The sequence below is a fragment of the Lysobacter sp. genome (genome assembly GCA_013141175.1).
Taxonomy (GTDB): Bacteria; Pseudomonadota; Gammaproteobacteria; order Xanthomonadales; family Xanthomonadaceae; genus Lysobacter_I.
In genome coordinates this window covers 2,935,579-2,956,502 of sequence record JABFRN010000001.1, presented here as the reverse complement: position 1 = coordinate 2,956,502, position 20,924 = coordinate 2,935,579, and the positions used below count along the sequence as shown (strand labels likewise).

General features: G+C 63.0%; 18 protein-coding genes. 6 read left to right on the top strand and 12 right to left on the bottom strand.

From position 1 onward, the window contains the following. Nucleotides 1-71: 71 nt before the first annotated feature. The 6 genes from HOP03_12980 to HOP03_12955 all read right to left on the bottom strand — a co-directional run bounded on the left by HOP03_12980 (nt 72) and on the right by HOP03_12955 (nt 5,771). Nucleotides 72-617 (bottom strand): hypothetical protein, encoded by a 546-nt coding sequence (locus HOP03_12980; GenBank protein NOT89082.1) that lies wholly within the window; start codon nt 615-617, stop codon nt 72-74. 168 nt (nt 618-785) lie between these two features. Then, complete coding sequence (locus HOP03_12975; GenBank protein NOT89081.1) at nt 786-1,064, bottom strand: hypothetical protein; 279 nt, start codon at nt 1,062-1,064, stop codon at nt 786-788. A 154-nt stretch (nt 1,065-1,218) separates the two neighbouring features. Next, nucleotides 1,219-1,962, bottom strand: a complete 744-nt coding sequence (locus tag HOP03_12970; protein ID NOT89080.1) for an rRNA pseudouridine synthase — start codon at nt 1,960-1,962, stop codon at nt 1,219-1,221. 264 nt (nt 1,963-2,226) lie between these two features. After that, complete coding sequence (locus HOP03_12965) at nt 2,227-2,766, bottom strand: hypothetical protein (protein ID NOT89079.1); 540 nt, start codon at nt 2,764-2,766, stop codon at nt 2,227-2,229. Between the two features lie 190 nt (nt 2,767-2,956). Continuing rightward, a complete protein-coding gene (locus HOP03_12960) occupies nt 2,957-4,084 on the bottom strand; it encodes an OmpA family protein (GenBank protein NOT89078.1) in 1,128 nt (375 codons plus the stop codon). 235 nt (nt 4,085-4,319) lie between these two features. After that, complete coding sequence (locus tag HOP03_12955; GenBank protein NOT89077.1) at nt 4,320-5,771, bottom strand: bifunctional 2-methylcitrate dehydratase/aconitate hydratase; 1,452 nt, start codon at nt 5,769-5,771, stop codon at nt 4,320-4,322. A gap of 202 nt (nt 5,772-5,973) precedes the next feature. Between HOP03_12955 and HOP03_12950 the strand changes: the two genes are divergently transcribed. The 3 genes from HOP03_12950 to HOP03_12940 all read left to right on the top strand — a co-directional run bounded on the left by HOP03_12950 (nt 5,974) and on the right by HOP03_12940 (nt 9,777). Continuing rightward, nucleotides 5,974-8,061, top strand: a complete 2,088-nt coding sequence (locus tag HOP03_12950; protein NOT89076.1) for an NADPH-dependent 2,4-dienoyl-CoA reductase — start codon at nt 5,974-5,976, stop codon at nt 8,059-8,061. 464 nt (nt 8,062-8,525) lie between these two features. After that, a complete protein-coding gene (locus tag HOP03_12945; protein NOT89075.1) occupies nt 8,526-8,999 on the top strand; it encodes a cell wall hydrolase in 474 nt (157 codons plus the stop codon). A 166-nt stretch (nt 9,000-9,165) separates the two neighbouring features. Further along, on the top strand, nt 9,166-9,777 hold the full coding sequence (locus HOP03_12940; GenBank protein ID NOT89074.1) for a glutathione S-transferase family protein: 612 nt from the start codon (nt 9,166-9,168) through the stop codon (nt 9,775-9,777). 67 nt (nt 9,778-9,844) lie between these two features. On the opposite strand, the gene HOP03_12935 is transcribed toward HOP03_12940, so the two are convergent. From HOP03_12935 to prpB, 3 genes are read right to left on the bottom strand one after another with little or no spacing between them, the layout of a single operon-like run. Then, nucleotides 9,845-10,294 carry a two pore domain potassium channel family protein gene (locus tag HOP03_12935; protein ID NOT89073.1) on the bottom strand — a complete coding sequence of 150 codons (450 nt, stop codon included), beginning with the start codon at nt 10,292-10,294 and terminating at the stop codon, nt 9,845-9,847. Nucleotides 10,295-10,304: 10 nt separating this feature from the next. Beyond that, nucleotides 10,305-11,459 carry a 2-methylcitrate synthase gene (gene prpC, locus HOP03_12930; protein ID NOT89072.1) on the bottom strand — a complete coding sequence of 385 codons (1,155 nt, stop codon included), beginning with the start codon at nt 11,457-11,459 and terminating at the stop codon, nt 10,305-10,307. Nucleotides 11,460-11,476: 17 nt separating this feature from the next. Further along, nucleotides 11,477-12,361 (bottom strand): methylisocitrate lyase, encoded by an 885-nt coding sequence (gene prpB / locus HOP03_12925; protein ID NOT89071.1) that lies wholly within the window; start codon nt 12,359-12,361, stop codon nt 11,477-11,479. Between the two features lie 143 nt (nt 12,362-12,504). On the opposite strand from prpB, the gene HOP03_12920 reads away from it, so the two are divergent. From HOP03_12920 to HOP03_12910, 3 genes are all read left to right on the top strand, one after another. After that, a complete protein-coding gene (locus HOP03_12920) occupies nt 12,505-13,713 on the top strand; it encodes a helix-turn-helix domain-containing protein (GenBank protein ID NOT89070.1) in 1,209 nt (402 codons plus the stop codon). Nucleotides 13,714-14,102: 389 nt separating this feature from the next. Then, the gene (locus tag HOP03_12915; protein ID NOT89069.1) at nt 14,103-15,827 is read left to right on the top strand and encodes a GGDEF domain-containing protein; all 1,725 of its coding nucleotides are present in this window, start codon (nt 14,103-14,105) and stop codon (nt 15,825-15,827) included. A 118-nt stretch (nt 15,828-15,945) separates the two neighbouring features. Beyond that, nucleotides 15,946-16,281 (top strand): hypothetical protein, encoded by a 336-nt coding sequence (locus HOP03_12910; protein ID NOT89068.1) that lies wholly within the window; start codon nt 15,946-15,948, stop codon nt 16,279-16,281. 249 nt (nt 16,282-16,530) lie between these two features. Here HOP03_12910 and prpE read toward each other — a convergent pair whose 3' ends face one another. The 3 genes from prpE to HOP03_12895 all read right to left on the bottom strand — a co-directional run bounded on the left by prpE (nt 16,531) and on the right by HOP03_12895 (nt 20,855). Further along, the gene (gene prpE / locus HOP03_12905; GenBank protein ID NOT89067.1) at nt 16,531-18,432 is read right to left on the bottom strand and encodes a propionate--CoA ligase; all 1,902 of its coding nucleotides are present in this window, start codon (nt 18,430-18,432) and stop codon (nt 16,531-16,533) included. Nucleotides 18,433-18,568: 136 nt separating this feature from the next. Continuing rightward, complete coding sequence (locus tag HOP03_12900; GenBank protein NOT89066.1) at nt 18,569-19,552, bottom strand: malate dehydrogenase; 984 nt, start codon at nt 19,550-19,552, stop codon at nt 18,569-18,571. A gap of 97 nt (nt 19,553-19,649) precedes the next feature. Continuing rightward, on the bottom strand, nt 19,650-20,855 hold the full coding sequence (locus HOP03_12895) for a pyridoxal phosphate-dependent aminotransferase (protein ID NOT89065.1): 1,206 nt from the start codon (nt 20,853-20,855) through the stop codon (nt 19,650-19,652). Between the last annotated feature and the right edge of the window lie 69 nt (nt 20,856-20,924).

The following is a 20,924-nucleotide window of genomic DNA, read 5'->3' as shown; positions in this document are numbered from 1 at the left end:
CGTCGATCGAATCGAGGCATCCGGCTTGCCAAAGCGACCCGGATGCCCCGATGCCTGAAAATCCACTTCCATCAATACTGCGCGTTGTACATCGCCTGCTCGGTGTACAGCAACGCGGCATAGACATTGAGAATATCCGCATCAACGCTGGCGCGAGCCGACGCTGAAAGTGGCGTCTGCCTCAATACGCCCAAATGCGCCGTGAGGATGTTCACCCTCGCCCGCAATAGACTTGAATACGATACCGCCAGCTGCTGGTAATAGACGTTGCTGTATTGCCCATTGACGAGCGCATTGATGTTCTCTTGGTGGAGATACAACGAATGAGCATACATCTGCATTGCACTGATATGCGCCGAAGTGAAATAAGTGCGTGCCGTGGCGGCTTTCCCTGCGAGCGCATAACCGCGGCCGATTTGATAATTGACCTTGGCAACGTCGAAATTCACCTTCGTGTACAGCAGTTGCTGCATTGCCGGCGTCTGCTGCGCTTGCACGGTCCCGCCGAACAACAGCAGCAGACTCATGAACATCGCCGCAAAGCCGTATCGTCGGCCCATCGCTGGAGGAAACTGCCCGAAGCGCTTGAGAAGTGGGGCCTGTAATTGGTTGTTCATCGTGTCGCTCCTTGAGCATGTGAACGTGACTGCGCCTTTTCCTTTGATGACAGCCAGCGCGAACTGTCCGAACGACGTGCGGCGATCGTTCCGGAAACCGAAGGTATCGTTGCGAACGACTCCTTTGGATTGCTTGCCGATATCTACTTGCGGATACACCGCTGGTCGTCAGCGCCGTTTTGCCTGCGCCTTGGGTTGTGACTTGGGCGGTTTTTTTGCGGCAGGCGCTCCCTTTGCGATACGGATGCCACGCGCCTTCATCCATGCATCGAAATCGCGTGCGCTCATCTGGCGACCGTTCTGGGTCATTTCGAACCGGTTGGATTTACCGACAGCCACCGGCGGCGCGGGCAGGGGCGATGCTTTGACGACACCCGGGGCCTGCGTGGCGCAACCGGAAACAACAGCGATCGCGGCGCACAGCACCGCAGGCATGAACATGCGCATCGAGTGACACCTTCGTTGGACGTTGGACCGCCCCCGTTGGAAGTTTAGGCGGGGCGCCAACCGCAAAGCCTGAATGCGGGCGTGAAGGCGCGCACAGTTCACGCATCGCGTCTGGCGCGCAGGTGATCCGTGTCTCGTTCGTGCGCGTCCGGCTTCAGAGGCCCAGGCTGCTTAGCGCGGTCTCGTCCAGGACACGCCACTGTCCTTTCGGCAACTCACCCAACGCCAAGCCGCCGATCGCCACGCGCACCAATCGCAGCGTTTCGATCTCGAACGCACCCAGCAGTCGCCGGATCTGCCGATTGCGGCCTTCGTCGAGCACGATCTCGATCCAGGCGTTCTTTTCACCAGCACGCAGCAACGTCGCCTCGACCGCATTCAGCCATTCGCCATCCACTTCCCGCCCATGGCGCAGCGCCGCGAGCTGATCGACATCCGGTATCCGATCGATCTGGACGTGATAAGTCTTGCGCGGCCCGGTTTCCGGATCGGTGATGCGTGCCGCCCATCGCGGATCATTGGTGAACAACAGAAGTCCTTCGCTGGCCTTGTCCAGGCGCCCGACCGGGGCGAGCCAAGGCAACGGCACACCCTGCAGCGCCGCACCATCGAAACAACGATACACGGTATCCCGGCCACGCTCGTCGCTGACAGTGGTGACCAGACCGCGCGGCTTATTGAGCATCAGATGGATCGGCGGTTGCGCCCCGAGCAGATTGCCGTCGAGGACGATGTCGGCGCGATCGAGCACGGTGGGATGTTCGGGATCTCGTACAACACGGCCACCGACGCTGACACGGCCTGCACGCACCCACTCGGCCGCCTGTGTGCGCGAACAAACGCCGCGCTTCGAAAGGACGCGGGCGAGGCCATAGCGAGGGGGCGATGCAGATGGCATCAGGACGCTATCGTTGAATCACAGGCGCACCGCATACGCGGAGGGGTGATGCCGAGTGGCCCGATGTGATTGCACGTTCGACCGGTTGCATGTCCGGTGCATTGCCGACCCGGAACGATCATCAGACTGATCGCATGGAACAGCGCAGGCAATATCCGGTTCATGGCGACGGGTACGGCGAAAAATGTATGGCGGATCGGTGCACGACAACACCATGGCGCCACCGGAAGGAGGAACTCCGAGAGCGCTCGCGGCGCGACAGAATCAGCGCTTTTTCTTCTTCGGGGGTGTCGTCGGCGGCGTGGGCGCAGGTGGCGACGCCACTGCAGCAGGTTTGGCCGGACCCTGCACGACACGCACGCCACGCGCCTTCATCCACGCGTCGAATTCGTCCGCAGTCATGCGCTTGCCGTTCTGGGTCATATCGAAGCGCCAAGCGGTACTGCTTTCGCCAGGCTTCGGCTGATATGCGCCCGCGCTCGCCGTGGCTGGAAGGGGCTGTCTTGCAGCAGCGGTCGCACGGCATTCCTGATGCTGGACACGCGACAGCACGACTTCGACGGTGGCGCCTTCCGAGAACAACTGGGCAAAACCAACGCCGGTTCCGACCTGCGCGCTCGGTGCGGCCAGTTCTTCGGCAATCGGTGTCAACTGCAGGGCATTGCCTTTGACCGGCGCAAGCGGTTTGAACGAAGCGCAATCCACGGCGGCAGCATGCGCAGGACCAGCGAATGTCGCCGACAGCGCAATCAGACCCACGGCCATCAATCCTTGCATGCAGGTGGACGCAGGGGCTATGCGCATGGGTTCTCTCCGGTCGAATGACTTCGGAGTGTAGGCCGCCGACCGGGCTGGCGACAACCGTCCATCGCTGCAGATCGTAGAGAGCGTGACCGGGCGCAGGAAAATCGGCTCTCCGGAAAACGATTCTCAAAAACACCGAAGCCCGGCACAAGGCCGGGCTTCGGGATATTGCTGCGGAGCGCGTCCGGAATTACTGGACGTTGAGCTCGGTGCGACGGTTGGTTTCGTTCTTGCATTCCGGCAGGGTCTGACCGGTCTGCACGAGCGGACGGCTTTCGCCGTAACCATTCGGGCCGGCCAAGCGACCGCTGTCGATGCCGTTGCTGGTCAGGTAGTCGTACACGGTCTGCGAACGACGCTGCGAGAGCGACTGGTTGTACGTGTCCTTGCCGCACAGGTCGGTGTGACCGGCGACTTCGACACGCAGATCCGGGTAACGCTTCAGGATTTCGACGGCTTCGTTCAGGATCGCAACCGCGTCCGGACGCAGGGTGGCTTTGTCGAAGTCGAAGTTGACGCCCTTCAGGTCGATCGCGATGTTGACTTTGCAACCGTCGGGACCGATCGCTTCACCAGCAACCGAGTTCGGGCACTTGTCGTTGCAATCGTTGACGCCATCACCGTCGCCATCCTTGTCGGCGCAGTTCGGGGCCGGCGGCGGCGGCGGGGCATCGGCGACCGGCTCGGAAGCTTCCGCACCGAGGGGTACAACGAAACCGACCGAAGCCAAGACATCACCGAACCAGCTTTCGTTGGCAGCGGCAACGCTGCTGTCGTCGGCGTCGAGGCGATAAGCAAGTTCAGCACGGATGCCGACGCGACCGAGGTCGCCCTGCAAACCACCACCGACCTTGCCGGCGAGGTTGCCGTCTTCACGCTGACCGGGGGAATTCGGGTTCGGGAAAGCGTCGAATTCTTCTTCCGAACGCTGATAGCCGAGGCCGGCCAGCACGTACGGGTTCCAGTTGCGGCCTTCAGTGATGAAGTGGCGACGCAGATCGAGCGAGACGCCGTACTGGCTCCAGTTCAGGTTCTGCGCACGGCCCGCGAGCGGACGGTTCGGATTCAGAAGCAGGTTCTGGTTGTCGAAACGCGGGTTCTGGTAGTTGAACTCGCCATCGAGCGACCAGTTCTGGCTGATGAATTTGCCGAAACCGAGGGTGCCGAACGGGGCGCTGCGGGTGTCACGGGCACCATCCTGCAGATTGAAGCCTGCAGACGTGGTGAGGTACCAGCGGTCGTCGAAGTCCTGCGCGGAGACGGTCTGGGCCACGGCCAGCCCACTCAGCAGCGCAGCACAGAGGAGTTTCTTGTTCATTACTCAATGCTCCTTGGAGGAATTGAAAAGACTCGGTGGTGTCGGTTTGAACAGGATGGCCACCGATCGGGGCTCACCATCCCATTCATTGTGATCCGGCCGCGTCATGGCCTTGTTAACAATAGCATAACAGTTTTGCGATTCCAAGCACAGTTCAGGTTGGAGGGAACCTTTGCCATCGCCGAGAGTCTGCTGTCGGTGCGCATGATCCGGGTTGGAACCTGAACGTATTCATTCATGCGGAAAACAGCGCCATCCATGCAGAAAGCGGCATTCCGTCCATTTCGGCCGGATTGGCGGCCAAACGCATGATTTCAGCCGCCTGTTCAGCCGGCAAATGGGAACCCAGAGCGGCCTTGGCTTTGTCCATCAGTACAGGAATCCCCTCGGCGCGTCGCTTGCGGTGGCCGATCGGGTAGTCGATCGAGACCTTTTCGGTGGCGCTTCCGTCCGTAAAGAAGACCTGTACCGAATTGCCGATATAGCGCTTGTCCGCATCGAAGTAGTCCTTCGTGAACTGCGGGTTCTCCTTGACGACCATCCGGTCGCGGAGCGCGTCGATGCGCGGATCGGCCGCGATATCGTCGTTGTAGTCGTCGGCGGTCAGGCGGCCGTGGATCAGGGGCACTGCGATCATGTACTGGATGCAATGGTCGCGGTCGGCATAGTTCGACAGCGGGCCGGTTTTGTCGATGATGCGGACACCGGCCTCCTGGGTCTCGACCTCGATGCGTTCGATCTGGTCGATCCGGTCCTTGACCTGAGCGTGCAGTTGCATCGCGCACTCCACCGCAGTCTGTGCGTGGAATTCGGCCGGGAAGCTGATCTTGAACAGCACGTTCTCCATCACGTAGCTGCCGAACGGGCGCTCGAACTCGAAGGCTTTGCCCTTGAAGGCGACGTCGTAGAAGCCCCAGGTCTTGGCGCTGAGCGCCGACGGATAACCGACGATCTTCTTGTGCGCGGCGTTGAGCGCATGGGTGACCGCGCGACGGCAAGCGTCACCGGCCGCCCAGCTTTTGCGCGGCCCGGTGTTGGGGGCGTGGCGGTAGGTGCGCAGCACACCGTTGTCGATCCAACTGTGCGACACGGCGATGATCACCGCTTCCTTGTCGCCGCCGAACATCGCGGTCGACACGGCCGTGGATGCCAGGCGGACCAGGATCACATGGTCCAGGCCGACGCGGTTGAAGGAGTTCTGCAATGCGTAGACACCCTGGATTTCGTGGGCCTTGATCGCCCAGGTCAAGGCATCGCGCACGGTCGGACCCTGCCCGCCTTCGCGCTCGGCCTTGCGGCCGAGGTAATCGCCCACGGCGAGAATCGCACCGAGATTGTCGGACGGGTGGCCCCATTCGGCCGCCAGCCACGTGTCGTTGAAGTCGAGCCAGCGCACGAGCGTGCCGATGTTGAACGCAGCCTGCACCGGGTCGAGTTCGAAAGAGGTGCCCGGCACGCGCGCGCCGCCCGGCAATTCCGCGCCCGGCACCAATGGACCGAGATGCTTCACGCAGCCATCGAACTTCATTGCCAGCATCGCGCAGGCCAGCGAGTCGAGCAGCATGTAGCGGGCGGTGTCGTAGGCTTCCTGCGACTCGATTTTCGTGTCGATGACGTAATCGGCGATGTCGACCATCGGCTGGTCGGGATTCGGGCGGACGGCGGAGCGGATATCGGCATGACTCATAAAACGGGGCCCTTGGGTGCGTGGCGCGTTGATGACGTGGGTAAGGACACTATTTTGCCAGACCCGACACCCGCACCGCCCTGCGGCCTTGGTCGAATCGCTACCATCGGCAACCTGTTCGCGAGCGTTTGCGCGAAACCACTTGAGTGACACGGGCTTTCCCGGCATCGTGCGCCTCATCCATACGTATGCGTATCGACCGATGACCGCCCAAACCGCCACCACACGTTATCCGCATCTGTTTTCACCACTGGATCTGGGCTTCACCACCCTGCGCAACCGTGTGCTGATGGGCTCGATGCACACCGGGCTGGAAGATCGCGCCAGCGATTTCCCCAAGCTCGCGGCGTATTTCGGCGAACGCGCGGCCGGCGGCGTCGGGCTGATCGTCACCGGCGGCTTCTCGCCGAACATGATGGGCTGGTTGACGCCCTTCGCCGGCAAGCTCAGCTGGCCGTGGGAGGCAGGCAAACACCGTCAGGTCACCGATGCGGTGCACAGCCATGGCGCGAAGATCTGTCTGCAGTTGCTGCACGCCGGCCGCTATTCCTACCATCCGCTGTCGGTGGCGCCCTCGCGGATCAAGTCGCCGATCAACCCGTTCACGCCGCGCGCGCTGACCGGTTTCGGGGTGGAACGCACGATTTCCGCTTATGCGAATGCCGCGAGACTCGCGCGCGACGGCGGCTACGACGGCGTCGAAGTCATGGGCTCGGAAGGCTATCTGATCAACCAGTTCATGAGCGCGCGCACCAATCGCCGCAGCGACGGCTGGGGGGGCGATCTTTCGAAGCGCATGCGGTTCGCGACCGAGATCGTGCGCCGGGTGCGCGAGGCCTGCGGTCCCGACTTCATCATCATTTATCGACTGTCGATGCTGGAACTGGTGCCGGAAGGCTCGGGTTGGGAGGAGATCGTCGCCCAGGCGAAGGCGGTCGAAGCGGCCGGCGCGACGATCCTCAACACCGGCATCGGCTGGCATGAGGCGCGGGTACCGACGATCGCGACCTCAGTGCCGCGCGCGGCGTTCGCGGGTGTGACCGCAAAATTGCGCCCCGAGGTGAAGTTGCCGCTGGTCGCCACCAACCGCATCAACATGCCCGATGTCGCCGAAGGCATTCTCGGCAGTGGCGGCGCCGATCTGATTTCGATGGCGCGCCCCCTGCTGGCCGACCCGGAATGGGCCAACAAGGCACGCGCGGGGCGCGCCGACCGCATCAACACCTGCATCGCCTGCAATCAGGCCTGCCTCGACCATGTGTTCGAGCAGAAAAAAGCGAGCTGTCTGGTCAACCCGCGCGCCTGTGCCGAAACCGAACTCAACTATGTAAGGACGGACAGTCGGAAACGGATCGCGGTGGTCGGCGCCGGTCCCGCCGGCCTCGCCTGCGCGACAGTCGCCGCCGAGCGCGGCCACGCAGTGACGCTGTTCGACGCCGCCGACGAAATCGGCGGGCAATTCAACATCGCCAAGCGGATTCCCGGCAAGGAAGAGTTCCACGAAACATTGCGCTATTTCCGGAATCGGATCGAGGACACCGGCGTCGAGCTGCGGCTGTCGACCGTGGCGGATGTCGATGCGCTCAAGGGTTTCGATGAAGTCGTGCTCGCCGCCGGCATCCGCCCGCGAAAAGTGAATTTCCCGGGCTCCGATCACGCCAAGGTCGTCGGCTATCTCGATGTGCTCAGTGGACGCGTCAAGCCCGGCGCGCGGGTCGCCATCGTCGGTGCCGGCGGCATCGGTTTCGATACCGCCGAATACCTGGTGCACATGCCGGTACTGGACCCGACGGCGTTCGACCTGCCACCGCTGCACGGTGCCCTCGAACACGGCTCGCCTTCGCTGGACGTGGAACGCTGGATGGCCGAATGGGGCGTCGACCCGACCTTCTCCGGCCCCGGCGGTCTGCGCAAACCATCGCCCGAGCCGCCGACACGTGAAGTCTGGCTGCTGCAACGCAGCCCGGGCAAACCGGGCGCCAAGCTGGGCAAGACCACCGGCTGGATCCACCGCGCCGCGCTCAAGGCCAAGCAGGTCACGATGCTGGGCGGCGTGGAATATCTCGGCATCGACGACAGCGGTTTCCGTATCCGCGTCGACGGCAAGGAACAGCTGCTGCCGGTCGATCATGTGGTGGTTTGCGCCGGCCAGGAGCCGCGAAGGGAGCTGGCCGACGCACTGCAGGCGGCCGGCGTGACCCCGCATCTGATCGGCGGCGCGGATGTGGCCGACGAACTGGACGCCAAACGCGCCATCTCCCAGGGTAGTCGTCTCGCCGCCGGGTTCTGAAGGGCTCGAAAGCGCGCGGATCGGCCCTCGATCGTATCGGACGCTCCAGTTCGCGACTCTGGTCACAGTGCCGTTGGCACGAGTCCACGGCAGGCTATTCCTCCTGCCCTGACAGTGAGTTACGGCGCCTTTTGAACAAAAACTCCAATTGAATCAGAGATTTCCTGATTTCTGTTCAGCTGTCGTTATGTTTCGATGACTAACCTACGCCCGCTTTCCCGCCACCGGATGCGGGACCAGCGCGAGATCGTGTCAGGCGACGAACCGCCCAGGAAGGGTGCTTCCCCGGACACGATCCACGTTTGGGCTACAAGCGGCCATAGAGCCCGCAGCCCCTTGTCTTGCGATCCTCGCAAGCGCCCGGCTTCACGCCGGACTGTCTATCGCCATGTCGCACCCGTATCGATGTCGTGGGCCCTTACCCCGCCACCGTCCGGCCCGAAGCAACGAAGCAAGGAGTTCTCATGAAGCTCGCATGGATCCTTTGGATCGCCTCGGTGTTGCCCCCCCAGGCCGCCGACTCGTTATGTCTCAGCACCACGTTGTACCTGGAAGCACGCAATCAGCCTGTCCGCGGACAGCAGGCGGTCGCCGAAGTCGCCCTGCGTCGCGAGGACAGCGGCTTGTGGGGCGATTCGATGTGCGAAGTCGTCACCGCCCGCAAACAGTTCGCGCCGACCATCGTTTCGCCGCGTACGCAACTCAGCAATGCCGAAGCCTGGTCGCAGGCGATCACCATCGCCCTCGAGGCGGAGCGCAATTGGGCGCTTCCGGTCGGTGAGCGCAAGGAGATCGTTCCCGGCGCCAGCCACTTCGCGGCCCTGTCCATCGCCCAGCCCAGCTGGCGCAACGCCTATCAGGTCGCGACCATCGGCGATCACAGTTTCTTCAAGGTGCAATCGCTGAAGCCCCAGAAAGACAAACCCGGACGCGGATGACGCCGCCACGGTTTCGATTCCGGAATCGAATCGCTGTACTGCTCACGACCGCCATTTTCGCGGTCGTTTTTTTTGCGCGACGCGAACGACACTGCGTTCCATGCGTCGCGATTGAGCGCCACGCCCCAGCGCACCATGATCCGGAACCCACCCCATGGAACCCTCGATGAAACTCTATTTCTCCCCCGGCGCCTGCTCTCTCTCCGATCACATCGTGCTGGAATGGATCGGCAAGCCATACGAAACCGTCAAGGTCGGCCGCGACGACCGCAAGAAGCCGGAATTCCTGGCGATCAATCCGGCCGGCGCGGTCCCCGCACTCGATCACGATGGCTGGGTGCTCACCCAGAATTCGGCGATCCTCAATTACCTCGCCGATCTGAATCCGGAATCCGGTCTCGGTGGCGACGGCAGCGCGAAGAGCCGCGCAGAGGTGAACAAATGGATCGCATTCTCCAACTCCGACCTACACCCGTCGTTCCATCCATTGTTCGGCAGTACGGCTTATCTCGAAGATACCGCGCTGATCGACAAGACCAAGGATGCCGCACGCGCGAAAATCCGCACGCTTTACGAACGCGCCGACGCGCATCTGGCCGACAAGCAGTGGCTGGCCGGCAGCCGCACGGTCGCCGATCCCTATCTGTATGTGACTTATCGTTGGGCACGCGCCACCGGTGTCGATCTTTCCGGTCTGGACAACCTCGCCGCCTTCGCAACGCGAATGGAAGCCGATCCCGCCGTGCAGAAAGCGTTGCAGGACGAAGGCCTGAGCTGATCCGTTCGCTGCGGCAAACGAAGAAGCCGCGCATCGTGCGGCTTCTTCGTCGATCGATCGAAACGACTCAGCGCTCGCGCCAGTCGCGGGTCATTTCCAGATACGTGAACGACGCCGACCACGTGATCAGCACGAAACCGGTGAGCGCGACGGTCCCGGCGATGAAGCGGATCGGGCCGATCGGTGCGAGATCGCCGAAGCCCACCGTGGTGTAGGTCACCGCCGACATGTACACCGCATCGAGCAGACTCAGCGGATGCGCACCGGCGACGACGCCGGTGTTCGGGAACATCAACAGCCCCCAGATCGCTGCGCCGAACACCCAGATTTCGGCGACATGCAGCGCCAGCACGCCGAAGATGCCGTAGAGCACCTTCCTGCGCCGATGACTTTCGTGACGGGCCGAGAGCCAGCGCGACAGCAGATTCAGTCCTTCGTAATGCACCAATACCGCGAGGCTCACCGAAATCGCGGTGATCAGCACCACCAGCGCGTTAGCGTCCCAGTGTTGATACATCTACGTGATGTCAGCGTTTGTCGATGGTGACGTACGCGCGATCGTCCGGGCCGACGTAGTTCGCGCTGGGGCGGATGATCTTGCCATCTTCTCGCTGCTCGATCACGTGCGCGCTCCAGCCGGTGGTGCGCGCGATCACGAACAACGGCGTGAACAGCGGCGTCGGGATGCCCATCATGTGGTAGCTGGAAGCACTGTACCAGTCGAGGTTCGGGAACATCTTCTTGGTATCCATCATCAGGTTTTCGATGCGCTCGGACACGTCGAACAGGACCTGATTGCCGCCACTTTCGCACAGCGTCTTCGAGATCGCCTTGATGATCGGGTTGCGCGGATCGCCGATGGTGTACACCGGATGGCCGAAGCCGATGACGATTTCCTTGCGCTCCATGCGCGCGCGGATATCGGCTTCGGCCTCATCGGCCGTGGCGTAACGGCTGATGATATCCATCGCCACTTCATTGGCGCCGCCGTGTTTCGGGCCGCGCAGGGCGCCGATACCGCCGGTGATGCACGAATGCAGATCGCTGCCGGTGCCGGCGATGACGCGCGCGGCGAAGGTCGAGGCGTTGAATTCGTGCTCGGCATAGAGGATCAGCGACTTGTCCAGCGCATCCGCATGGAGCTCGCTCGGCGGCTCGCCGTGCAGCAGCGTCAGGAAATGCGCGGCGACGGTGTCGTCGTCGGTTTCGCAGTCGATGCGGCGGCCGTTGCGGGTGAAATGCCACCAGTACAGCAGCATCGAACCGAAGCTGGCGATCAGGCGATCGGCGATGTCGCGCGCCTCGCTCGCAGGATGCCCTTCGCGTTCCGGCAGCACCGTGCCCAGCACCGAGCAGCCGGTACGCATCACGTCCATCGGATGCGCGTTCGCGGGAATGAGTTCCAGCGCTTCCTGCACGATCGCCGGCAGCCCGCGCAGGCGCTTGAGCTTGGTGCGATAAGCCTTGAGTTGCGATGCGGTCGGCAGCACACCGTGGACCAACAGATGCGCGACTTCCTCGAACGTCGATCGGGTCGCCAGATCGTGGATGTCGTAGCCGCGGTAATGCAGATCGTTGCCGCTGCGGCCGACCGTGCACAGCGCGGTATTGCCCGCAGCGGTGCCGCTCAGCGCGACGGATTTCTTGGCTTTCGGCAACGTCTGGGTGGTGTTCTCGCTCATGGTCTTGTCCTTTGACATCATTTCTTGGCGGCGAACAGCGCATCGAGCTTCTGTTCGAATGCGTGGTAGCCGATCCGGTCGTAGAGTTCCTCGCGGGTCTGCATGGTATCGACCACGGCCTGCTGATGGCCATCGCGGCGGATGCTTTCGTAGACATTCTCCGCAGCCTTGTTCATGGCCCGGAACGCCGACAGCGGGAACAGTTGGATGGCGACGCCGGCCGAAGCCAGTTCGTCGCGGGAAAACAGCGGGGTCTTGCCGAACTCGGTGATGTTGGCCAGCACCGGCACCTTCACTGCATCGACGAAACGCCGATAGGTCGGCAGGTCGTAGGCGGCCTCGGCGAAGATGCCGTCGACGCCGGCTTCGACGCAGGCGATGGCACGTTCGATCGCGGCGTCCACGCCGTCGACCTGGATCGCATCGGTGCGCGCGATCAGGAAGAAGGCCGCGTCGGTCTTCGCGTCCGCTGCGGCCTTCACGCGATCGACCATCTCGCCCTGCGACACGATCTCCTTGCCCGGGCGATGGCCGCAGCGCTTGGCGCCGACCTGGTCCTCGATATGGCAGGCGGCGGCGCCGGCCTTGATCAGCGATTTGATGGTGCGCTCGATGTTGAACGCGCTGGGCCCGAAGCCGGTATCGATGTCGACCATCAGCGGCAGATCGCAGACATCGGTGATGCGGCGGGTGTCGATCAGCACGTCTTCAAGCGTGTTGATACCGAGATCGGGCAGCCCCAGCGAGCCGGCAGCGACGCCGCCGCCCGAAAGGTAAATCGCGCGGTAACCGGCGCGCTTCGCCAGCAATGCGTGATTGGCGTTGATCGCGCCGATCACCTGCAGCGGCGATTCTTCGGCGAGGGCGGCGCGGAACTTCGCGCCTGCGGAATGTTGCGACATGGTCGGGACTCCTGATCGTCCACGGGCCCGGACATACGTCCGGATGGCGGAGGTGCGTCGCATCGTACGCCCCTCCCGGGGCCGCAAATCTGGCACCATCCCGAGGGTTGATCAATCTTGATCGAATCAATCAATCTATCGCCATGGCCGATCTGCTGACCGCCCGCGAAACCTGCCGTCTGCTCGGCATCAGCCAGGCGACCTTGTACGCCTATGTCAGCCGTGGCCTGCTCGAATCGCGGCCCGGCCCGGACCACCGGACCCGGCTTTACCCGAGGATCGACGTGGAGCGCCTGATGCAGCGCAAGCAGGTCGGCCGCAGCGCCGCCGCAGCCGCAGCGCACAGCCTGGACCGGGGTCTGCCGGTGCTGGAAACGCGGATCTCGCTGATCCGGCCCGATGGCCCCTACTACCGCGGTCGTTCCGCAATCGCTGCGGTGCGCGACGGCGCCACCCTGGAGGACGCGGCTCGCCTGCTGTGGGACTGCGGCGACCACGACCCGTTCGCCGCCGTCGATGGCGCGTGGCCCACCCACGTCGCCGCAATCGCCGCCGACGACGCGCTGCCGCCGCTGGAACGCGCGATGGCTGCGATCCCGCTGCTGGCGCTCGGCACACGCGGCGCGCTGAATACAACAACGCGCGCACGCCACGAGATCGCTGCCACCCTGCTCCGCCAGAACGCCGCGCTGCTGGTCGGTCGCCCGCCGCCAGCCGGGCCTGCGCATGCGCTGCTCGCCGAGGTCTGGAAACCCGGCGACGCCGGTTTCGCCGATCTCGTCCGCGCCGCGCTGGTGCTGTGCGCGGACCACGAACTCAATGTCTCCGCATTCGCCGCGCGCGTGGTCGCGTCCACCGGCGCGCATCTGCACGCGACGGTGTGCGCAGGCTTGGCTGCGCTGTCCGGCCCGCGCCACGGCGGCGCGACCGCGCGCGCCTATGCGCTCATCGCAGACGCGCGCGAGGCTGTATCGCCACGCGATTTCATCGAAACCCGACTGCAGCGCGGCGACGACCTCCCGGGCTTCGGCCACGCGCTCTATCCGCACGGCGACCCGCGGGCTGCAGAACTACTCGCCCTTTTGCGAGTGCAGCACGCGGGCGAAGCCGCGATGCGCGAACTCGATGCGATCGTCACCGCGACCGAAGACGTCAGCGGCCAGCACCCGAACATCGACTTCATGCTCGCCGCGATCTGCCACGCCAATGCATTGCCTGCGACGCCTGCGTTGGTGATGTTCGCGGCGGGGCGCCTCGCGGGGTGGCTTGCGCATGCGTTGGAACAGCAGGCTGAGGGGAAATTGATTCGGCCCAGGGCGAGGTATACGGGCGTAGAGCCGAATTCGCCATGACCGCCGATTCGTAGCCCGGTTGTCGAAGACAGCCGGGATGGGCTTCCACAGCGGTGTCGACATCGAAGCGCGGCGCCATGCAACGATGGCGTTTCACGAGGCTTGCAGGAGGGTTTAACGATGGCTGCAATCGCGAATGTGTATCCGGCTTGCATTCCCGGCTGTCGCTATGCGACAACCGGGCTACGGAACTGGCAAAGAAAACCTGTCACTTTTGACAGGTTGCCTAGGTACTTGTAGTGCCTGTAGAAGGGCCTACCCCCCAGATAAAGTGACCGCACGTCTGACGAGCCGAATTGCGTAACCCGGACAGCGAAGCACCGAATCAGGGGGTAGCCATCAGCATGATGGCCTGCCCAAGAGACTTCCACCACTTGGGTCGAGCCATCATGAGAAGGACGCTCTTGGTTTTCATGCTGCTGCTATCGGTTAGCGCGCAGGCCGCTGTTAGTAATGCTGCATCGTCTGAGTTTGAAGCGAAATTACGGGCTGCAGACGAGGCCAAGGCCTCCGATCCGTTGAAATTCATGGAGTTTCTACCGCAGCTTCAATCTGATGCCGTTAGCGCCAGCGCACTTCAGCGGCAACACCTCAAGTATCTGGAGGCGTATTACACTGGCATATATCTGGATGAGATAACGACCGGAGCGCAACTGGCCAAGGCATTGTTCGATCAAGCGAGTGATATCGAACTGAAGTACCGATCTGGCGCCTTGGCCGCAAATTTCTTCGCACTCAGTCGGGATTTCAGTAACGGTATTCGTTACTTGACCAAGACGATGGAGATGCGGAACTCGATCAACAATAGGAGCGTCCGGCATGAAGGCATCGGCGCCGCCGCGGTGCTGTACAACGAAATGGCGCAGTACAGGATCGGCATGCGCTATGCCGATGAACTGCTTTCGGATCGTCCGAGCCCCCAAGTCAAGTGCTTTGCCGGACTCGCTCGGCACGAGTCGATATTCGAGCTGGGCTTGCTCAAGCCCGGCGACATTCAGTCGATCCAAGAAGTCATCGACCACTGCAGGTCGATCCGCGAGCTGATCTCCGCGAATCTCGCGCGCGGGGTGTTGGCCCGCAAGCTGGCGGCCGACGGCGATTCAGTGAAGGCTGCCGCCCTGCTCGAAGCCGCGCTCCCCGAGGTGCAAGCCACGCGGTATCCGCGTCTGATCGCGGAGTTCCACTCGCTGATCGCCGAACTCAAATTGACGATCGGCGATGCGCCATCGGCGGAAGCCCACGCTCGGTCAGCGATCGCCATGGGCGAGCAGATTCCGTCCTCGTCGACTCTCGTTAGCGCCTACCACACCCTCTATCGGATCGCAGCCAGCCGCGAGAAGCAGTCGGTGGCGCTTGAACTGTACAAGCGTTACGCCGAATCGGAAATGGCGCGCATGTCCGATGCCAGAGTGAGGGAGCTGGCTTACGAGATCGCGCGTCATCAGACCAATCAGCAGGCGCAGCAGCTGCAGCGGCAGCTCGAGCTGGAGCGCAACGGTGCGAAGCAGGCGCGACTCGCGATGGTGACCCTGATGCTCCTGATGCCGATGTTTCTATTGACAGGCATCGTATTTTCCAGGTTGACCCAGTTCAAACGTTTGGCGCAGACCGACACGCTCACCGGCTTGGGCAACCGTCACTTCTTCACCCAGAAATCCGAACGCGCCCTCGTCGCTGCGGCGCGCACCGGCGAGCCCGTCGCGCTGATCATGTTCGACCTCGATCATTTCAAGGCGATCAACGACACCTACGGCCATGACGCTGGCGACTGGGTGCTCAAGCAGGTGGGCAAGATATGTTCGGCGCACTGCCGCAAGACCGACTATCTTGGCCGCATCGGCGGTGAGGAGTTCGCGATGCTACTGAGAGGAATGAATCTGGCCACTGCGGCGCAGATGGCGGAAGGTTACCGTGCGAAGTTGGCCCAGATCGACACGCGCCAAAGCGATGACGGGCTAGTGGTCACCGCGAGTTTCGGAGTCAGCTCGACCGAGCAGTCGAGCTACGATCTCTCCAATCTTCTCTCGCACGCCGATCAGATGATGTATCGCGCGAAGAATGAAGGTCGCAATCGGGTCTGCGTATACACCGCCAACAGCGCCAAAGAGCCATAGGCTGGGTCATCGACCCAACTGCCGGAGGGGATCAGAGCTGGATCGATGACCCAGCCTACGCAATGTGGCGCGATTCAATTCAAACGTTGTACGGACACAATCAATGATCGGGGGATGGATGTTCAGATTCTTGACGCTTTGCCTAAAGCTATCCATATACACAGGAGCGCTGCTCACAGTCATCATTGGCGCGCTGGTCGGCCCGGAGGTCACCGCGGAACTGGGCTTCCCGGACGTATCGGAAGGAATCGGTTACGGCATCGGCGCGGTGATCGGCATTTTTGCCGCTTCGATTCTTTTCGGCATCCCCATCGTGCTTCTGAATATCAACGCCAATCTTGAGCAGGCTGTCGATTTGTTGAAAACAATGCAGCAGCCCGGAGGGTCAAGGATTGTTGAGGCGGTCGCTCCCGTGATCGTTGACCACGCCTTGGATGCTTGGGAATCCGCCTAAAGATTTCGTCGAGCGAGTAGCCCGGGTAAGGCCGCAGGCCGCACCCGGGGCTTTTGAAATTTAACCGCAACGGATTTTACGTGGCTTGCGCTTTCCCGGGTGCGCGCGGCGCGCTTACCCGGGCTACCCATTCCGCTGTGCGTTTGAGGGTCATCGCCATCTGAAAACTGCGATGGCGCATGACGCCTTCGGCTTATGCGCGCTACGAAATTTCTGGGCGACGCGATGTGCTTGCGGCGGCCGTTGGTCTCAACTGCCAAACTCCGGCCCACGCTGCAATGCGCGCTTCACATCCTCCAACGCATTCGGATCATCCAGCGTCGACAGATCGCCCGGGTCGCCGCCCTGCGCGAGGGCGAGCAGCGAGCGGCGCAGCAGCTTGCCGGATCGCGTTTTCGGCAACGCATTGACGATGTAAATCCGCGCGGGGCGCGCGACGGCGCCGAGGCTGTGTTCGACCTGTTTGCGCATGCTGTCGGCGGCGGCGATGCGTTCCTGCGGTTCGCTCGTTGCTTGACGCAATGTCGCGAACACCACCGGCACCTGGCCCTTGAGTTCGTCGGCGACGCCGACGACGGCGACCTCCGCCACCAGCGGGCAACTCGACACCGATTCCTCGATCTCGCGCGTGCCCAGGCGGTGGCCGGCGACGTTGATCACGTCGTCGGTGCGACCGAGGATGAAGGTGTAGCCGTCTTCGTCGCGGATCGCCCAATCCAGCGAGCTGTAGAGTAGGCCTTTGAAGTGGCCGAAATAACTGCGCAGGAAGCGCGCGTCGTCGTTCCACAGCGTGGTCATGCAGCCCGGCGGCAGCGGCGGTTCGATCACCAGCACGCCCTTCTCGCCGGCACCGACTTCCTCGCCGGTGGATTCGTGGATGATCTTCGTGCGGTAGCCGAGATTCGGGAAACCCGGCGAACCGAACTTCACCGGCTTCATGTCCAGGCCCGGCAGCAGCGCGAGCACCGGCCAACCGGTTTCTGTCTGCCAGTAGTTGTCGATCACCGGTTTGCCCAACGCATCGGTGATCCAGTGCGCGGTGGGTTCGTCCAGCGGCTCGCCGGCGAGGAACAGATACTGCAGCGACGACAGGTCGTGGCGGCGGATGAAATCGATATCGTGCTTCTTCAGCACGCGCGCGGCGGTCGGCGACGAAAACATCGTGCGCACGCCGTACTTCTCGCACAGCGACCACCAGATGCCGGGGTCGGGATTCACCGGCAGACCTTCGTACAGCAGCGAGGTCGCGCCGACGATCAGCGGGCCGTAGACGTTGTAGGAATGCCCGACCGCCCAGCCGACATCGGACGTGGAGAACATCACTTGCCCGGGGCCGACATCGAACACCGTGCGCATCGACAGCGCCATCGCCACCGCGTGGCCGCCGACGTCGCGCTGTACGCCCTTGGGTTTGCCGGTGGTACCGGAGGTGTAGAGCAGATAGCTGGGTTCGTTGGATTCCAGCCATTGCACCGGCACGTCGGTATCGCCGACTTCGGCGCGCAGCATTGCGTAATCCTCATCGCGACCGGCGAGCTTCGGCTCGGCGGCATCGAGACCACGCGAAACGATCAACACTTTCGCTGGCGGAGACGCCGCTTCGGCGCAGGCGGCATCGACCAGCGCCTTGTACGGAATCACCTTGCCGCCGCGCATGCCGGCGTCGGCCGCGATCAGCAGCTTCGGCGTGGCGTCGTCGATGCGCAGCGCGAGGTTGTGCGCGGCGAATCCGCCGAACACGACGGAATGGATCGCGCCGATGCGCGCGCAGGCCAGCATCGCGAACACCGCTTCGGCCATGTTCGGCATATAGATGACGACCCGGTCGCCGCAGCCCACGTCCAGCCGCTGCAGCACGGCGGCGAAGGCATTCACCTCGCGATACAGCTCGCGATAGGTGATTTCGCGGGTGAGGTTGGTTTCGGTCGAGATCGCGACCAGTGCGAGCTGATCGCCGCGCGCGTCCAGATGCCGGTCCACGGCGTTGTAGCAGAGATTGGTCTGCCCGCCGACGAACCACGACCGGAACGGCGGGTTGTCGTAATCGAGGATCTTCGCTGGCGGGACATGCCAGTGGATGGCTTTCGCCTGCTCCGCCCAGAACCCTTCAGGGTCTTCTATCGAGCGGCGATATTCGTCTTCGTAGCGCATGCGCCCTCCCACGGACAACGCGATGGGAGGAGCTTAGTCCTCCGCGCCGTGCCCGGCCTTCCGACCTTGGTCGCAGGCGCAAACGAAAACGCCGGGCAATGCCCGGCGCGTTCATGAATTACGAGCGTTGTCACGATCAGAGCAGATGCGCGACGCCGGCACGTTCCTCTTCGAGTTCCGCGAGCGTCTTGTCCATCGCCGCGCGGCTGAAGTCGTCGACCGGCAGGCCTTCGATGCGCGTGTATTCGCCGTTGGCGCAGGTCACCGGCACGCCGTACATCACGCCTTCGGGGATGCCGTAGCTGCCATCGGACGGAATACCCATGGTCACCCACTTGCCGTTGGTGCCCAGCACCCAGTCGTGGATGTGGTCGATCGCGGCATTCGCGGCCGACGCGGCCGAGGACAGGCCGCGCGCTTCGATGATCGCCGCGCCGCGCTTGCCGACCTGCGGAATGAACGCATTCGCGTTCCAGTCGCCATCGTTGATCTTGTCCTTCAGCGATTCGCCGTTGATGGTGGCGAAGCGGTAGTCGGGATACATCGTCGGCGAGTGATTGCCCCACACAACCATGTTCTGGATGTCGCCGACAGCCACGCCGGCCTTGTTGGCGAGCTGCGACAGCGCGCGGTTGTGGTCGAGGCGCAGCATGGCGGTGAAGTTCTTCGCCGGCAGATCGGGCGCGGATTTCATCGCGATATACGCATTGGTGTTCGCCGGGTTGCCGACCACCAGCACCTTCACGTTGCGGCTGGCGACAGCGTTCAGCGCCTTGCCCTGCACGGTGAAGATTTCGGCGTTCTTCAGCAGCAGATCCTTGCGCTCCATGCCCGGGCCGCGCGGCATCGCGCCGACCAGCATGGCCACGTCGGCGTCCTTGAACGCGACGTTCGGATCGTCGGTGCCGACCATACCGGCCAGCAGCGGGAATGCACAGTCTTCCAGCTCCATCATCACGCCCTTGAGCGCGGCCTGGGCTTTCTCCAGCGGCAGTTCCAGCATCTGCAGGATCACCGGCTGGTCCTTGCCCAGCATTTCGCCCGAAGCGATGCGGAACAACAGGGCGTAACCGATCTGGCCAGCGGCGCCGGTGACGGCGACTCGGACGGGTTGTTTCATGACGGAACTCCGGGGGGATGACGAGTGGCGAAAAAAGGAAAGTTCGACCGAACCGGAGACGAAGGGCAATTCGACTTTCGTCTCCGGCGGCCCGGACTCAGTGCAATTCGGCGAAGAACTCCTGGATGCGCTGCAGACCCGGGGCCAGCTGCGGCGTCGGGCAGGTGTAGCTGATCCGGAGCGCGCGCGGTTCGCCGAAGGCCGAGCCGGGCACGCAGGCCACACCCTTGGCATCCAGCAGCGCGTTGCACAGGTCGACGTCGTTGGCGATCTTCAGCCCGGTCGGGCCGTGGGTCTTGCCGAAGTAGGCGCTGACATCGGGGAACACGTAGAACGCGCCGCGCGGTTTCGGGCAGACGATGCCCGGAATGGCCATCAGCGCCGCCATCACCTGGTCGCGCTTGGCCTGGAATTCGGCGTTCTTCAGGGTCGGGACGTCCTGAGGGCCACTGAGCGCGGCGATCGCAGCGGCGGTGGTCATCTCCGGGATATTGGTGATGTGGTTCGAGTTCATCGTCACCACTGCCTTCGCCACCGCTTCCGGGCCGGCCATGAAGCCGACGCGCCAGCCGGGCATGCCGTAGGTCTTCGACAGCGAATCCAGGAAGATCACCCGGTCGCGCAGCTCGGGACGGAACTGGATGAAGTTGTGGTAGCCGACATCGTCGAAGACCATTCGGTTGTAGATGTCGTCGGTGATGATCCAGGTGTCCGGATACTTCACGAGAACGTCGGCGAGCGCCGCGATCTCGTCCTTGCCGTAGACCATGCCGGTCGGGTTGGACGGATTGTTGAACAGGAACACTTTCGGCTTCTTCGCCATCGCGGCGTCGAGCTGCGCGGGGGTGAGCTTGTAGTCCTGTTCCGGCGGACACGGCAGCAGATCGATCTTGGCGTCGACGATCTCCGCGATATCGAGATAGCTGGTCCAGTAGGGCGTTGGGAAGGCGATGGTGTCGCCTTCGTCCAGCAGCACTTCGGCCAGGTTGTAGATGACGTGTTTGGCGCCGATGCCGGTGGCGATGTTGGCCCGGGTGTAGCCGGTCAGACCGGTGGCTTCCATGTGCTTCAGGAAGGCGTCGAGCAGCGCGTCCGAGCCGCGGTTGCTGCCATACTGGCCCGAGTCTTTGTTCAGGGCCTCACGGACGGCGTCATAGACATGAGCACCGGGCAGAAAATTCGGGACGCCGATCGAGAAACTGATGATGTCGCGGCCTTCGGCCTTGAGCCGTTTGGCCTTTTCGGCGACAACCATGATCGCACTGGGCTTGGCGCGACCGACGCGCCGGGCGAGCTGCAGCATCGCTTGACCTGTTTTGGGTTCGAAAACACTGAGGGGGAGCCTGCGGACGCAGGCCGGAGGAAGCACGAA

Excerpts from the sequence above, each read along its gene's own strand:
- HOP03_12970 (NOT89080.1), bottom strand. The coding sequence starts at position 1,962 with ATGCCATCTGCATCGCCCCCTCGCTATGGCCTCGCCCGCGTCCTTTCG.
- HOP03_12960 (NOT89078.1), bottom strand. The coding sequence starts at position 4,084 with ATGAACAAGAAACTCCTCTGTGCTGCGCTGCTGAGTGGGCTGGCCGTG.
- HOP03_12910 (NOT89068.1), top strand. The coding sequence starts at position 15,946 with ATGTTCAGATTCTTGACGCTTTGCCTAAAGCTATCCATATACACAGGA.
- HOP03_12920 (NOT89070.1), top strand. The coding sequence starts at position 12,505 with ATGGCCGATCTGCTGACCGCCCGCGAAACCTGCCGTCTGCTCGGCATC.
- HOP03_12915 (NOT89069.1), top strand. The coding sequence starts at position 14,103 with ATGAGAAGGACGCTCTTGGTTTTCATGCTGCTGCTATCGGTTAGCGCG.
- prpB (NOT89071.1), bottom strand. The coding sequence starts at position 12,361 with ATGTCGCAACATTCCGCAGGCGCGAAGTTCCGCGCCGCCCTCGCCGAA.
- prpE (NOT89067.1), bottom strand. The coding sequence starts at position 18,432 with ATGCGCTACGAAGACGAATATCGCCGCTCGATAGAAGACCCTGAAGGG.
- HOP03_12940 (NOT89074.1), top strand. The coding sequence starts at position 9,166 with ATGAAACTCTATTTCTCCCCCGGCGCCTGCTCTCTCTCCGATCACATC.
- HOP03_12975 (NOT89081.1), bottom strand. The coding sequence starts at position 1,064 with ATGCGCATGTTCATGCCTGCGGTGCTGTGCGCCGCGATCGCTGTTGTT.
- HOP03_12965 (NOT89079.1), bottom strand. The coding sequence starts at position 2,766 with ATGCGCATAGCCCCTGCGTCCACCTGCATGCAAGGATTGATGGCCGTG.
- HOP03_12895 (NOT89065.1), bottom strand. The coding sequence starts at position 20,855 with ATGCTGCAGCTCGCCCGGCGCGTCGGTCGCGCCAAGCCCAGTGCGATC.
- HOP03_12950 (NOT89076.1), top strand. The coding sequence starts at position 5,974 with ATGACCGCCCAAACCGCCACCACACGTTATCCGCATCTGTTTTCACCA.
- HOP03_12900 (NOT89066.1), bottom strand. The coding sequence starts at position 19,552 with ATGAAACAACCCGTCCGAGTCGCCGTCACCGGCGCCGCTGGCCAGATC.
- HOP03_12935 (NOT89073.1), bottom strand. The coding sequence starts at position 10,294 with ATGTATCAACACTGGGACGCTAACGCGCTGGTGGTGCTGATCACCGCG.
- prpC (NOT89072.1), bottom strand. The coding sequence starts at position 11,459 with ATGAGCGAGAACACCACCCAGACGTTGCCGAAAGCCAAGAAATCCGTC.
- HOP03_12955 (NOT89077.1), bottom strand. The coding sequence starts at position 5,771 with ATGAGTCATGCCGATATCCGCTCCGCCGTCCGCCCGAATCCCGACCAG.
- HOP03_12980 (NOT89082.1), bottom strand. The coding sequence starts at position 617 with ATGAACAACCAATTACAGGCCCCACTTCTCAAGCGCTTCGGGCAGTTT.
- HOP03_12945 (NOT89075.1), top strand. The coding sequence starts at position 8,526 with ATGAAGCTCGCATGGATCCTTTGGATCGCCTCGGTGTTGCCCCCCCAG.